This window comes from Corynebacterium dentalis, assembly GCF_900232865.1.
Lineage (GTDB): Bacteria > Actinomycetota > Actinomycetes > Mycobacteriales > Mycobacteriaceae > Corynebacterium > Corynebacterium dentalis.
The window spans coordinates 1-13,662 of sequence record NZ_OCTS01000012.1 but is presented as its reverse complement, the minus strand read 5'-3'; the positions used below and the strand labels follow the sequence as shown (position 1 = coordinate 13,662).

The window sequence follows — 13,662 nt, the reverse complement described above, 5'->3', positions numbered from 1 at the left end:
CGACGATCATCTCAAGCACTGTGTGCTCGACGCAGCGAAGCTCAGCGACGAGGCGGCCGTCGAGAAGATACAGGAAGCCACCGACGCCATCAACCGACTCGTCCGCTCCTAATCCCGGACGGCGTGTCGGTGAGGATCAGGCGTGGAGGGCGTCGTGAGGGCTTCCCGCCGTGTCCTGGAACGCGGCCTCGGGGTCCGGGATTAGGAGCGGACGAGTCGGTTGATGGCGTCGGTGGCTTCCTGTATCTTCTCGACGGCCGCCTCGTCGCTGAGCTTCGCTGCGTCGAGCACACAGTGCTTGAGATGATCGTCGAGTAGACCGGTCGCGACCCCCTGGAGGGCGCGGGTCAGGGCGGATACCTGGGTGAGGATGTCGATGCAGTATTTCTCTTCATCGATCATCTTCGCGATCCCTCGGGCTTGACCCTCAATGCGCTTCATACGGCCGAGGTAGCGCTCCTTGTCGTTGATGTATCCGTGCTGATGAGAATCGGTGTCGACAGACATGGGCATGTCCTTACTTCTGGCGTTCCAGGACGGAACGCGTGCTGGCTTCGGGTGTGAGGTCGATGCGCCGCAGGAGTTGGGCGTTGAGCGCGACGACCACGGTGGAGGCCGACATCAGGATCGCGCCGATCGACATTGGCAGGACGAATCCCACCGGTGCCAGGATGCCGGCCGCAAGCGGCACGGAGATGAGGTTGTATCCGGCGGCCCACCACAGGTTCTGCTTCATCTTACCGTATGCGCGTCGTGAGAGCTGGATGATGGAGAGCACCGACCGGGGGTCGGAGCTGGCCAGGATCACCCCGGCCGAGGCGATGGCGACATCGGTGCCGGCGCCGATCGCGATGCCGACGTCGGCCTGGGCCAGTGCCGGGGCGTCGTTGACGCCGTCGCCGACCATGGCGACCTTCTTGCCCTCGTGCTGCAGTTGGGCGACCTTGGCGGACTTGTCCTCGGGGCGGACGCCGGCGAAGACGCGGTCGATGCCGAGCTCCCGTCCGACCTCGTTCGCCACGGCCTCGGCGTCGCCGGTGATCATGACGACCTCGACGCTCAGGGCGTGGAGGGCGTCGACGGCGTTGCGGGATTCGGGGCGGATCTCGTCGGCGAGCTTGAGGCCGCCGACCACCTGGCCGTCGCGGAGGACGTGCAGGATGATCGCGCCCTCAGAACGCCATTCCTCGGCTGTGCCGACCTCGTGCTGGCCGGTCTCCTCAAGCAGCCGGGGGCCGCCGACGCGGACCTCCTGGCCGGCGACAGTCGCGGTGACTCCGACGGCGGGCGAGGATGAGAAGCCGCTGGCCTGCTGAAGGGCGAGGCCCTTGTCCTTGGCGGCGGCGACGATGGCCTTGGCGAGCGGGTGCTCGCTGTCGGCCTCGGCCGAGGCCGCGAGGGCGAGGACCTGGTCGGCGTCGAGGTCGCCGGTCGGTTCGACGCCGGTGACGGTGGGCTCGCCCTTGGTCAGTGTGCCGGTCTTGTCGAAGAGCACTGCGTCGACCTGCCGCATCGACTCCAGGGCGAGGCGGTCCTTGACCAGCACGCCGCCGCGGGCGGCGCGCTCGGTGGCGATGGAGACCACGAGCGGGATCGCCAGGCCGAGGGCGTGGGGGCAGGCGATGACGAGTACGGTGATGGTACGGACCACGGCCTCGTCGGGCATGCCGATGAGCGTCCAGACGACAGCGGTGACCAGCGCCGCGCCGAGAGCGAACCAGAACAGCCAGGCCGCGGCCTTGTCGGCGATCCGCTGGGCGCGGGAGGAGGAGTTCTGGGCCTCGGTGACGAGCCGGTTGATCCCGGCCAGGGCGGTGTCGTCGCCGGTGGCGGTGATTTTCACCCGCAGGCCGGAGTCGGTGGCGACGGTGCCGGCGGTAGCTGTCTCGCCCTCGCCCCGAGAGACCGGGCGGGACTCGCCGGTGATCATGGACTCGTCCATGTCGGCGCGGCCGTCGACGATGGTGCCGTCGGCCGGAACGCTGCCGCCGGGGCGCACGATCACGACGTCACCCACAACGAGGTCGGCTGGGGCCACCTTAACGACGTTCTCGCCCTCGACGCGCTCGGCCTCGTCGGGCAGCAGTGCAGCCAACGAGTCGAGCGCCGAGGTGGTCTGGGCCAGGGAGCGCATCTCGATCCAGTGGCCCAGCAGCATGATCACGATCAGCAGCGCCAGCTCCCACCAGAACTCCAGCTCGTGATGGACAAGCCCGAGGGTCGCGGCCCAGGAGGCGAAGAAGGCCACCGTGATCGCCAGAGCGATGAGCAGCATCATCCCGGGCTTGCGGGACTTCAACTCGCTGACGGCGCCGGTGAGGAAGGGCCTGCCGCCCCAGACGTACATGACGGTGCCCAGTACCGCGGCGACCCAGCCCGCCCAGCCGGGGACCTCGTAGCCCAGCAGCATGGAGAACATCGGCGAGAGGGTGACCGCGGGGATGGCGATGACGAGGTTGATCCAAAACAGCCGGCGGAACTGGCCAACGTGGTCCCCGTGGCCGCCATGGCCGCTGTGATCTCCGTGGACACCGTTCTCATCGAGGCCCGTGTGGTCTGAGTGCTGCCCGTGGTTCATGGCGTGGCCCTGGTGTCCAGTGTGCTGGCCCTCGTGCGTGCCGTGCGCCTCCGCCGAGGCGTGCGCGGACACAGACCCGTGGTGATGCTCGCCGTGAGCGGGTGCATCGGTTCCGTGACCGTGGTGCTGGTGTGAGTTCGGGTCCGTCATCGTTCTTCTCCTTCGTCATCGAGCCATGCCGCTCACCCGGTCGCCGGGCAAGCGAACGTCGGCTCAGGGCGCTGGTTGGATCTCGCTCTCGACGACCCACTTGTGGTTCGTCATCTTCATGCCGTCCGTCTCGTAGTCGACCATGTAGACCGTCTCATCGGTGGACGAAGCGATGGTGGCCCTCGCGCCCTCCATGCCCTCCATGTGCTTGGCGAGCAGCGTCACCGCTGTGCCATCGGTCAGGCGCTCGTCGCCGGCATCCTCGATTTCTTCCTGCACGACCCACTTGTGGTCCGTGACGGGGTCGCCGCCACCTGCGTTAGTGTAGTTCACGGAGTACGTGTACGTGTCGAATGCGCCGGAGATCGTCGCTGTCGCACCGTCCATGCCTTCCATGTGGTCGGCCGTGAGCTGTACCTCTGTGCCGACCGGGTATGTGGGGTCACTGGCTTCGGCGATACCCTCGGGTGCCGGTCCGCCGTCCATCGGGTGCTCCATCGAGTGATCCATTTCCTCATCTCCGCTTTCTGCATTGTCGCCGCCGTGGCCCTGCTCCTCAGTAGCCGAAGGGTCGGTCTGCTGGTCTTCGTCTGCTCCGCTGCTGCAACCGGCGAGCACGAGTGTCACTCCGAGCACTCCTGCTGCCAGCCCTGCTCGCAGTCTCCTCTGCATGTCAGCTCCTTTCATCATGACACCTACCCTATACCCCCCAGGGGTACTAGTCAAGGATTGCGCGTTGTACCGGCGTGAATCGATCGAATTGTCCTTCTCAGAGGGACTGCTCATGTTGGATGGGCAATGCGGCGATGAGGGGATGGTCGAAGCCCGCCGGTCCGATCTTCGCGGCTCCACCGGGAGAACCAAATTCGTCGAAGAACTCGACGTTGGCCTTGTAGTAGTCAGACCATTCGTCGGGCAGGTCGTCTTCGTAGTAGATGGCCTCGACGGGACAAACCGGTTCGCAGGCTCCGCAGTCAACGCATTCGTCGGGATGGATGTAGAGCGAGCGTTCGCCCTCGTAGATGCAGTCGACAGGACATTCGTCGATGCAGGCGCGGTCCTTGACGTCCGCGCAGGGAAGCGCGATCGCATAGGTCATGGCTGCTCTTCTTGGTCGGGTGCGGTTCGGCGGCGAGAGTCGGTGGGGAGTTCGGAGAAGTCGTCAGTCTCTGCCGGATCTGCGGCCGGCTAAGGAATGCGCAGGCGTAGGACGGTGGCTGCAAGGCTGAGGGCGATGATGATCGCACCGAGGACTGTCATCGTTCCTGACAGGGTGAGTACCGGCACGAGCAACCCGGCGACGATGGTGGGCACGCCGAATGCCAGGTAGGCGACCGTGTAGATCACAGCCATCACGGCGGCGCGTTCCGACGATGCCGTGTGGGGCATGAGTGTGCGCAGCACCCCGAGGAACGCTGTGCCGAACCCGGAACCGACGATCGCGACCGACACGACGTAGGCCGGGTAGGAACCGAGTGCGAGGGCGACGATGCTCGCTGCGGTGCCGAATGCCAGGGCGCTGGTCGCATACAGGCTGATGGTGCGGGCGGAACGCCGCTGCAGGACGGACGAGGCGGTGATTCCGGAGATCGCCAGTGCGAAGATGACGATGCCCGCGTGGGTGTGCGTGGAGCCCCCGAGCTCACTGCCGACGAGGCCGGCTCCGAGCGCGAGGAAGAGTCCGTTGGTCGCCCACCCGGCGATAATCGCGGGCACACCGGCGGTGAACATGCGGCGCAGGTGCAGTGGCACCATAAACCGCGGGCGGAGGTCGCCACGTCGTATCCGGGTCTTGGGGACCAGTTCCGGTGTGCTCCACACCGTCGCTGCCACGGTGAGGAAGGCGAGCACGAGCGGGCCGAAGACCGCAGTTGTCGGTTCGGGGGTGAGATCGAGGAGCAGCGCAGCACCGAGTGCCCCGGTCCCGAGACCGATCATCGGCCCGATCGTGTTCCACAGGGCTGCGATGTTCGGATGCGACGGCGGCTCGAAGTCGATCATCATCGCCGACAGGGCCGGGATGAGCAGACCCGCTGCGAGTCCTTGCAGAGCGCGGGCGACCAGGAGTGTCGCGAGGCTGTCGGCGAACCAGAACATGGCCAGGCTGAGTGCCAGCGCCAGGGAACCGGCGGTTACGACCGGACGTCGGCCGATGTGATCGGAGAGCGGTCCGAGGTAGAGCAGCGCGGCCAGGAGGGTGAAGGTGTAGACCGCGAATACGAGTGTGGTGGCGACGGGGACGAGTCCGAGCTGTTCTGCGATCTGGGGGTAGAACAACGACGGCGCGCTGGCAGCCGCCATCATGAGAATGGTCGCTGCCATCGCGAGCGCGAAACCCCGCCGCGGGATCTGCCTCGTATAGTCGCCCGCCATCGTCTATGCCTGCAGGCCGTGGAGCTGCTGACCCCACTGGTAGACGGTGCCGACCGCGTCGATGCCGGTGACGCCGACGACGGTGCCGTCGGTCTCGTGGCGCACGATGAACTCCTCGCCGGCTTCCACCTGGGCGTCTGCACCAGCGGTGTACCCGACTCCGGAGATCATCTGACCGTAGACCAGCGCCATGTAGGGGCTGCGCGGCAGGTAGGTGCCCGGATCGTCGCTGATGTCGAGGTCGTGCAGTGCGGCCTGTGCGGCGTGCGTGCCCTGCGCGGCGGCGTCTTCCCAATGGTCGATGCGCCAGACGCCCAGTGCTTCGTCGTGATGCGTAGCTACACCTCCGGCGGCGTAGACGTGGTCTGCTGCGGCACGGAGGCGATCATCGACGTCGATGCCGTTCGTCCACGGCGACGGGGCTGCGGGCGTCGTGCCGAGCGCAACGAGGAGTAAGTCGGCCACGATGCGTTGATCGTCGTCGAGGGTGATGGCAACACCGGATTCTGTTTCGTCGACATGCTGGAGAGTGCGACCGAATCGAGTCTGCACCTTGGCGGCATGGTCAGCGGCGAGGCGCTCAGCCACCGGCGCCCCAAACGCTCCGATGCCGGGAACAGAACTGCGAGAGACCAGCATGACCATGTGTCCGTCGGCTTGCAGCGACGAAGCGGTCTCGGCTGCGATGATTCCGCCGCCATAGATCGTCACTCGCGCCGGCCGTGCCAGGCTGGTCAGCAGATCGCGGATACCCATGGCATCTTCCAAGGAGTGCAGAGCAGTGACCCGGCCTTGTCCGACGTCGTCGCCTTCGAGTACACCCGCGGGCAGAGAGCGGGGCACGCTCCCTGTCGCGACAATGAGCGCGTCGTAGGAGACCTGCGCGCCGGAGGTCAGTTGGACCCGCTTCGCCGTAGTATCGACATCGAGCACGGTGTCGGCGATGACCTCAATCTGAGGTAGCGGGAGCTTGATCATCTCCGGCGGGGTCGGGCCGAACGCGATTCCTTTGATGAGCATTCGCGTGTAAGGCGTCTCCCCGGTGCGGGTCACCATCGTCACCCGGACGTCGTCACGTGTGGCGAGAGTGCGGGCGGCTGCGGCTCCGGCTGCTCCTGAACCGAGGATGAGGACGTGTTGTGTGGTCATAGGGAAACTCCTGGGCTGCAGGTCGTGATCGATTTGGTGTGCGGGCGTCAGGAGCGAACGAGACGGGCGATGGCCTCGGATGCCTCGCCGAGCTTCTGCTCGCTGACTGGTCCACCGGCGAGGGCGGCGTCGAGGACGCAATGCTTGAGGTGATCGTCGAGCAGTCCGAGGGCGACGTTTTCGAGTGCCCTGGTGGCTGCGGAGATCTGGGTGAAGATGTCGATGCAGTAGCGGTCCTCATCGATCATCCGATCGATGCCGCGGATTTGGCCTTCGAGGCGCCGCAGGCGATTGCGGTACGTCGCCTTGTCGCTGATGTATCCGTGGACGGACGGATCGCCGTCGCCTCCCGCCGGGCAGGTGTCGATGTGAGGTTCGGTCATTGAGGTCGGGGTGGTCATGTCGGTTCGCTCCGATCAGGTGCCGGGGTGCCGCAGCGGTGCCGCGGCACCCCGGCACGCTGGTGGATTACGCCATGTTGGCGGCGTATTTGGCGGGGTCCGAATCAAATGCGGGGCCGCAGCCGGCGCAGCAGAAGTAGTAGCGCTCGCCCTTGAAGTCGCGGTAGAGGCCGGCGGCCTCGGCGGTCTTCTTGCTGACCGGGGTGCCGACCATGACCGGGCAGGTGGTCATGTCATCGGCGCCCCCGCCGAGCAGGTTCTCGCGTCCACCGTTCTCGGCGGCGGGGTTAGTCTCGTTCGTGCTACAGCAGTTGCTCATTTTCTGGTGTTCCTTCTGTATCGGATTCGTATGGATGGGTGGGTTCTGTATCGGATTGGTATGGATGGGTGGGTTCTCGTTCGTCACTTCGTGGCGACGCTCTTGAACCCGCGCAGGCGGAGGCTGTTGCCGACGACGAAGACGCTGGAGAACGCCATCGCCGCGCCTGCGAGCATGGGGTTGAGCATGCCCAGCGCTGCGACTGGGATCGCGGCGGTGTTATAGGCGAATGCCCAGAACAGGTTGGTCTTGATCGTCGAAAGTGTCTTCCGAGACAGACGGATCGCGTCGACCGCGGCCCGCAGGTCGCCGCGGACCAGGGTGATGTCGGAGGCCTCGATCGCGACGTCCGTGCCGGTGCCCATCGCCAGGCCCAGATCGGCCTGCGCGAGCGCGGGGGCGTCGTTGACGCCGTCGCCGACCATCGCGACGATCTTGCCCTCGCCCTGGAGACGGGTGACGACGTCGACCTTGTCCTTGGGCAGCACCTCGGCGATGACCTCCTCGATGCCGACCTCGGCGGCGATCTGGCGGGCCACGGCCTCATTGTCACCGGTGAGCAGCACCGGGGTCAGGCCGATCTCCTTGAGCCCGCGGATCGCCTCCGCGCTCGTGGGCTTGACGGTGTCGGCGACGACGAGGATGCCGCGCGCAGCACCGTCCCAGCCGATCGCGACGACCGTCTTGCCTTCACCCTCAGCTTGAGCCTTCGCCCGTGCGACCTCCGGAGAGAGCTTCTGTGACCAGTCGGCCAGCAGCGACTCGCGTCCGACGACGACCGGGGTGCCCTCGACGATGCCCTGCACGCCCTTGCCTTCAACATTGGCGAAGTCCTCGGGCGTGGGCAACTGGCCGACTTCCTGGGTGGCGCCCTTGGCGATCGCCTGCGCGATCGGGTGCTCCGAGGAGTCCTCCAACGCACCCGCGAAGCGCAGCAGCTCGGCACGGTCCACACCGGATTCGGTGATCACATCTGTCAGGGTCATCTTGCCGCTGGTGACGGTACCGGTCTTGTCGAGCACGACGGTATCGACCTTGCGGGTGGACTCCAGCACCTCTGGGCCCTTGATGAGGATGCCCATCTGCGCCCCGCGGCCGGTGCCGACCAGCAGCGCGGTCGGAGTCGCGAGTCCCAGCGCGCAGGGGCAGGCGATAACGAGCACGGCGACCGCTGCGGTGAACGCGGCGGCGACGGGGAATCCGGCTCCCAGCCAGGCGCCGAGGGTGATGAACGCGACGACGATGACGATCGGCACGAACACGCCGGAGATCGTGTCAGCCAGACGCTGCACCTCGGCCTTGCCAGTCTGCGCATCCTCGACGAGCTTCGCCATCTGCGCAAGCTGCGTGTCCGAACCGACACGGGTCGCCCGCACGACAAGGCGGCCGCCCGCGTTGACGGTGGCACCGGTGACCGAGTCGCCCTCGCGGACCTCGACCGGTACGGACTCGCCGGTGAGCATGGAGGCGTCCACCGCGGAGGAGCCGGAGACCACGATGCCGTCGGTGGCGATCTTCTCACCCGGACGAACGATGAACTCGTCGCCGACCTGGAGGTCAGAGGTGGGGATCTTCACCTCAACGCCGTCGCGGAGCACGGCGACTTCCTTCGCGCCGAGCTCCAGGAGGGCGCGCAGCGCGGCCCCGGCCTGGCGTTTGGAGCGCTTCTCGAAGTAGCGGCCGGCGAGGATGAACATCGTCACGCCCGCGCCAACTTCGAGATAGATGTTCGCCGCGCCATCCGAGGGAGCGATCGTGAACTCGAACGGGTGCGTCATCCCGGGTGTGCCAGCGGTTCCGAAGAATAGTGCGTAGACGGACCACAGCAGTGCGACCGAGGTGCCCATCGAGATGAGTGTGTCCATCGTCGCGGTACCGTGCTTGAGGTTCGTCCATGCGGCCTTATGGAACGGCCAGGCTGCCCAGATGATCACCGGGGCGGCAAGCGCGAGTGAGGCCCACTGCCAATATACGAACTGCAGTGCGGGGATCATGGCCATGGCGATCACGGGAACCGTGAGCACAATGGCGCCGACTAGCCGATGGCGCAGCGAGGTGAGCTCAGTGTCTTCCTCCTCCCCGGCCTCGGTCTCCGACGTGTTCGCCGTGGTGCCCTTGGGCTTGGGCAGCGCAGCCGTGTAGCCGGTCTTCTCGACCTCGGCGACCAGCAGGCCCGGATCGTAGCCGGCAGGCACGGTGACCTTGGCCTTCTCGGTGGCGTAGTTGACCGTGGCCGCGACGCCCTCGAGCTTGTTCAGCTTCTTCTCGATCCGGTTCGCACAGGAGGCGCAGGTCATCCCGCCGATCTCCAGCTCGATGTCCGGCCCACCGATGGGGGGCGCTAATGTACTCATCCTCTTCCTTCTCTCTTCATCTCTCGTGCGACGCCAGGCCCTGCGGGTCAGTGGCCGCCGGTATGCGAATCGTCTGTCTGCGAGCCGTCACCATGCTCGGCGTCGATCACGAACTCGGCGGTGTGCACCTGCCCATCGACCTGGAAGTCCAGGTAGAGCAGGTAACGGTCGGCGGTCGGGGCCTCCGCTGCGAATCCGATCTCGGGTCCGGCCGTGTCCCTGGCCTGGGGCTCGTCGCCCTCGGCGTGGACGTGCAAGTAGGCGAGGTCGCCTTCGCGCAGCGCCACCAGGTGGCCAAACGCGCCCAGGTAGGGCTCCAGCGTGGTCACCGGCTGACCGTCGCGCTCGACCGAGATGGTGAGCTCGCTTGAGGTGCCGGCGGTAAGGTCGCCATTCAGGGAGACGGTGTATCCGTCGACCTCGTCGGTGGTCTGTGACTCGGTCTCAACAGGGGCGAAGTCGCCCGCCACCTCGACGGCGCGAGTCAGGGTGATCCCTTCGGCTCCCTCGCCCTCGGGTGTGAAGTCGGCGTACACGCGGTAGGTGCCCGCCTCGTCCCAGGTCCACGGCACCGACCAAGTGCCTGTGCTCGTGTCAAGCTCGGGGTGCACGTGCTGGAAACCAGTACCATCGGTGCGAACGGCGATCAGATGCAGGTCCTTCTCGTGCGCGGTAGTGTACTCGGTCACCGCTTCGCCGGACTCGTCGAGGATCTGGAAACTCAGGTCTCCATCCTCGCCTGCAGCCGTGGGAGCCTGGACTGGGGAAAGTACGAAGCCGTCCGCGCTTGCGGAGACCCCGTTCAGAGTGGGCTCCGCAGTTTCTTGCGCAGCGCCGCCGTGTCCTTCACCGTGTGTGTTCACGTCACTTCCTTCTGCCCATGCTGCTACGAAGCTGTCAGGAATGACGGCGCCGGCAAGGCCGAAGGCCCCGCCGAACGCCACCACCAGCCCGGCCCCGTAGAGCGCAAGCCGTCCTCCGGCCTTCATCAGACACGCACCGCCGAGTAGCCGGCCTCCTCGACCGCCGCGAGGACCTTGGCATCGTCAATCTCGCCCTCGGCGGTGACGTTAAGCTTGCCGGTCTGCGCGCTGACCTGGATGTCCTGGACGCCGGGGATCTCACCGACTTCCTCGCGGACCGACATCTCGCAGTGCCCGCAGGTCATGCCCGTCACCTGGTAATTGTTCGAAGCCATTATGTATCCTCCTTGTGTCTCTGTAGTACCCCTACCGGGTACCTGTACAAGTCAACAGTATACCCCTGGCAGGTATTCCGCAAGAAGGGGGTGGTCGTATGAGCCACATCGCACGCGTGCTGCAGACGATGGCTGGAGCGTCCGACATGCGCCTCGTGGCGAAACGATGCTGCGGGGCGACCCGCTGGACGGTGTCGCTGCGCGTCGGAGAGTAGTGGTCCCGGTCTAATGAGAACCGTGGACTTCCTTGCCACGTCGGCGAAGGCAGTGACGACCGGTACGGGCCGGACACCACCAAACACCGATCAGTCGCTGGTGCTCATGGTACGAAGCCGGCCATGTCAACTGGATTCGCAGGCGTTCGAGATTGGTGAGTGGAACAGACGAATCCCAGCTGGAGTGCTCAGTTACGCCGGAGACAGTTAGCAGCCCCTGTGCAGGCATTAGTCAGGAAAAATAACCCCTCACAGGTTGCTGGCACTGACGCTTTTAAAAACAAAGGGTTCGGCGCACTCGTGCAGGCGGCCCGGGAGTCTCAGGAAGTCTTCGAAACCATCACGGCAGATCCAGGCAACCTCAATAAGTTCCTGGAGGTGCTAGCGCACATGATTGTCGCCGCCAAGGACGAGCAGCAGTCAAAGTAATCATCACGATAGGCACCCTGTATTAGTGATTACCGGTAGGGGTGCCCTCATCTAGTAGTTACGTGGCGAGAACGGATGATTACCGTAGGAGTTGCACTCTTAGTACTCTGAAGTGTTCGTATTCGATTGACTCAGAAATCATTAACGAGTTCTAGCCCTGCCTGAGGGGCGAGAGGCAGGGCTAGAACTTATACATAGTGGCCGTTCGGGGGGAAGCAGCCTATAACCATTGTGCGGAGCTTCGACAAAAGTCACAAGGGATTGTTCACTCCAGTGAGCATTGGCAGTGAGGAAGAAAGTACTGGGGTTTATCTATGTGGTTTCTCTTTAAAGGCTCTTTGGTTATCTGTAGTCCTGGAGGCTGTGGTGCTTGGAGTAGTCCTGGTTGCCTCGGTGACAACCAAGCCTTTGATTTGGACGGCAGTACACATGAGTACCGCTAACCCCTATGATCCATAGTCGATGTCTTGTATCTATGCAGGATACTCTGCGGTTTTAGCATTTGTTGCAATATATTTCAAACACTGTTACTGCAGGTAAAACATATCTTTATGTGTGTCTCGCACAAAATGACAGTCATGTGTTTTACAGTTGAGAGATACTAAAGACGAAAGAAGGCCACTCGGCGGCAACCAAGTGACCTTCGCTTATCACCCAGTAGTAGCTGGGGGAAAGCATGTGCATGATTCTATCTAATGATTCCTCTCCGGGCACTTTGACCGGTGCGCGTGTTGGTACGCCATCTAGAGTGCGCCAGGATTGCGCAGGTCTAGATGATACTCCGGCAAGTCAGCTTGACCGGGAAAAACTTCTCCAGCATCTTGGGCGTGATGCGCTACACGGTTCTATCAGCCGTGACTTTCAAAGTGCTTACCGTGTCGTGGTAGATGAAGAAACCGGTAAGAAGCGCAGCGTTCCGAGACTTTATCGCACTGATTCGGAGAAACTCGGTCGATGTGAATACGTCATGCTGACGAATAAGCAATATTCTGCGGTTATGGTTATTGATGTTGACCAGCCCGGAGAATCTGGAGGCCATCCAGTTCATCTCAATGCTTATGTTAAAAGCGTTATCTTCGCCCTTGTCCAGCGAGGCATTGGGCCAGCATGGGCCGGGATTAATCCGCTAAGTGGTAAAGCTCAGTTTATTTGGCTGATTGACCCGGTGTATACCGGCAAAAATAAGCATTCCAGCAATATGGAGCTGCTAAAAGCTACGAGCCAGGAGTTAGGCGCTCTTCTCGCACATGACCCGCACTTTGCGCACCGTTTTAGTCGTAGTCCTTTTTATACTGGTAAGTCAGTAGAGGCATATCGCTGGTATCACCAACACGATCGCGTCATTCGCCTCCAGGACTTTCTAAGGCAGGTGCGTGAGATGGCTGGACACCCTCAGTACGGTAAAAACATGCGTCAGCAATTTAGCTCTGGTCGTGAACTCATCAATGCAGTGAAGGCTCGTCGAGAAGAAGCCCAAGCCTTCAAAGCTCTTGCAGAAGATGTTGAAAACGAAATAGGCGCAGGACTTGATCAATATGACCCAGAACTGATCGACGGCGTCCGTGTCCTTTGGATTAGTCAAGGGTGCGCGGCCCGTGATGAAACGGCGTTCCGCCATGCTTTAAAGACCGGACACCGGCTCCGTGCTGCTGGACAACGCCTCACCGATGCGGCCATCATCGATGCCTATGAGCATGCGCTACAACACGCGCAGACGACACTCCTGGTGCAACCTTCTAGCCCCCGATGACTTCGAAGCACTCACATCAGCTACACTGACCCAAGCAGCATAGATAACCCCCGACGTGTCCACTTTCCGGGGGTCAGGCCCGTGATTCTTTTTAGTGTCGGTCATCTGTGTGTTCTCTGTATGTGTTCTGTGGGGGTTGCGTGCTGGTAGGGGTGTAGTTATGCGGCTGCGTTTTTGATGGCGTGACCATGTTTGTTGAGTTGGCCGGAGAGTTGGTTGATGACGCCGGGGATGGCGATGCCGAAGATGCCGTGGCCGCTAGTCAGTAGCTCGGCGATGTCGTCTGGTTGTGTACAGAGGTGGACTGTCGTGCCGTCAGACAGCACGGTGGTCTCGGCGATGTCGTCCAGGTCGTAGGTGTGCAGGTGACTAAGTGTGGTGCGCATTTTCTTAAAAGAGATGCCAGTGGCTAGCAGGTTGACGATGATTTGGACGTTGACGAGGTCGCGGTAGGAGTAGGCGCGGGCGGTGCCTGATCCGGTGCCGGGGTTGATAGATGCGGTGATGATTCCGGTGGTTGTCCAGTAGTCGAGCTGGCGGTAGGTGCAGCCTGTCAGTGAAGTGCCCTAGGTTTTGTTCCTAGGCATGTGCCTTGATTTCCATTATTCCTTGGGCAGGGTTGTGGCTCCAAAACTCTGATTCAACCTCAGCTGGCGTGCGGTACCCCAGGGACTGATGGAGCCTAGAATCGTTCCACCAGGTAACCCACTCGAAGGTTGCGATCTCCACGTCCACCACATCGCTCC

General features: G+C 63.3%; 15 protein-coding genes and 1 pseudogene. 3 read left to right on the top strand and 13 right to left on the bottom strand.

The window, feature by feature from the left end; translation table 11 throughout:
* Positions 1 to 201: 201 nt before the first annotated feature.
* A complete protein-coding gene (locus tag CS919_RS10445) occupies positions 202 to 507 on the bottom strand; it encodes a metal-sensitive transcriptional regulator (protein WP_070478524.1) in 306 nt (101 codons plus the stop codon).
* Between the two features lie 10 nt (positions 508 to 517).
* On the bottom strand, positions 518 to 2,578 hold the full coding sequence (locus CS919_RS10440) for a heavy metal translocating P-type ATPase (RefSeq protein ID WP_200818376.1): 2,061 nt from the start codon (positions 2,576 to 2,578) through the stop codon (positions 518 to 520).
* Positions 2,579 to 2,581: 3 nt separating this feature from the next.
* Here CS919_RS10440 and CS919_RS10985 point away from each other — a divergent pair, with 3 nt between their 5' ends.
* On the top strand, positions 2,582 to 2,713 hold the full coding sequence (locus CS919_RS10985; protein WP_268803951.1) for a hypothetical protein: 132 nt from the start codon (positions 2,582 to 2,584) through the stop codon (positions 2,711 to 2,713).
* 78 nt (positions 2,714 to 2,791) lie between these two features.
* Here the strand turns inward: CS919_RS10985 and CS919_RS10435 are convergent, their stop codons facing one another.
* The 9 genes from CS919_RS10435 to CS919_RS10395 all read right to left on the bottom strand — a co-directional run bounded on the left by CS919_RS10435 (position 2,792) and on the right by CS919_RS10395 (position 10,522).
* Positions 2,792 to 3,400 (bottom strand): YdhK family protein, encoded by a 609-nt coding sequence (locus tag CS919_RS10435; RefSeq protein WP_070478521.1) that lies wholly within the window; start codon positions 3,398 to 3,400, stop codon positions 2,792 to 2,794.
* Positions 3,401 to 3,497: 97 nt separating this feature from the next.
* A complete protein-coding gene (gene fdxA / locus CS919_RS10430; RefSeq protein ID WP_070478519.1) occupies positions 3,498 to 3,827 on the bottom strand; it encodes a ferredoxin in 330 nt (109 codons plus the stop codon).
* A gap of 89 nt (positions 3,828 to 3,916) precedes the next feature.
* Complete coding sequence (locus tag CS919_RS10425) at positions 3,917 to 5,101, bottom strand: MFS transporter (protein WP_070478517.1); 1,185 nt, start codon at positions 5,099 to 5,101, stop codon at positions 3,917 to 3,919.
* Positions 5,102 to 5,104: 3 nt separating this feature from the next.
* On the bottom strand, positions 5,105 to 6,391 hold the full coding sequence (locus CS919_RS10420; protein ID WP_228073731.1) for an FAD-dependent oxidoreductase: 1,287 nt from the start codon (positions 6,389 to 6,391) through the stop codon (positions 5,105 to 5,107).
* Positions 6,298 to 6,633 (bottom strand): metal-sensitive transcriptional regulator, encoded by a 336-nt coding sequence (locus tag CS919_RS10415; protein ID WP_234990916.1) that lies wholly within the window; start codon positions 6,631 to 6,633, stop codon positions 6,298 to 6,300. The genes CS919_RS10420 and CS919_RS10415 overlap by 94 nt, the downstream gene beginning before the upstream one ends.
* Before the next feature lie 85 nt (positions 6,634 to 6,718).
* Positions 6,719 to 7,057 carry a YHS domain-containing protein gene (locus tag CS919_RS10410; protein WP_306345856.1) on the bottom strand — a complete coding sequence of 113 codons (339 nt, stop codon included), beginning with the start codon at positions 7,055 to 7,057 and terminating at the stop codon, positions 6,719 to 6,721.
* Positions 7,054 to 9,324: a heavy metal translocating P-type ATPase gene (locus tag CS919_RS10405; RefSeq protein ID WP_070478511.1), complete on the bottom strand. Its 2,271-nt coding sequence runs from the start codon at positions 9,322 to 9,324 to the stop codon at positions 7,054 to 7,056. The genes CS919_RS10410 and CS919_RS10405 overlap by 4 nt, the downstream gene beginning before the upstream one ends.
* Positions 9,325 to 9,371: 47 nt before the next feature.
* Complete coding sequence (locus tag CS919_RS10400; RefSeq protein WP_070478510.1) at positions 9,372 to 10,313, bottom strand: DUF8832 domain-containing protein; 942 nt, start codon at positions 10,311 to 10,313, stop codon at positions 9,372 to 9,374.
* Positions 10,313 to 10,522 (bottom strand): heavy-metal-associated domain-containing protein, encoded by a 210-nt coding sequence (locus CS919_RS10395; protein ID WP_070478508.1) that lies wholly within the window; start codon positions 10,520 to 10,522, stop codon positions 10,313 to 10,315. Before CS919_RS10395 ends, CS919_RS10400 begins: the two co-directional genes overlap by 1 nt.
* A 515-nt stretch (positions 10,523 to 11,037) precedes the next feature.
* Between CS919_RS10395 and CS919_RS10980 the strand changes: the two genes are divergently transcribed.
* Together CS919_RS10980 and CS919_RS10975 are read left to right on the top strand one after the other, a co-directional pair.
* Positions 11,038 to 11,166, top strand: a complete 129-nt coding sequence (locus CS919_RS10980; RefSeq protein ID WP_255510501.1) for a hypothetical protein — start codon at positions 11,038 to 11,040, stop codon at positions 11,164 to 11,166.
* 676 nt (positions 11,167 to 11,842) lie between these two features.
* Positions 11,843 to 12,523, top strand: a pseudogene (locus tag CS919_RS10975) (replication initiation protein); the annotation flags it as partial.
* Between the two features lie 551 nt (positions 12,524 to 13,074).
* Here the strand turns inward: CS919_RS10975 and CS919_RS10970 are convergent.
* The gene (locus CS919_RS10970; protein WP_099299402.1) at positions 13,075 to 13,473 is read right to left on the bottom strand and encodes a MerR family transcriptional regulator; all 399 of its coding nucleotides are present in this window, start codon (positions 13,471 to 13,473) and stop codon (positions 13,075 to 13,077) included.
* A gap of 22 nt (positions 13,474 to 13,495) precedes the next feature.
* Positions 13,496 to 13,645: a hypothetical protein gene (locus CS919_RS11060; protein WP_370737764.1), complete on the bottom strand. Its 150-nt coding sequence runs from the start codon at positions 13,643 to 13,645 to the stop codon at positions 13,496 to 13,498.
* Between the last annotated feature and the right edge of the window lie 17 nt (positions 13,646 to 13,662).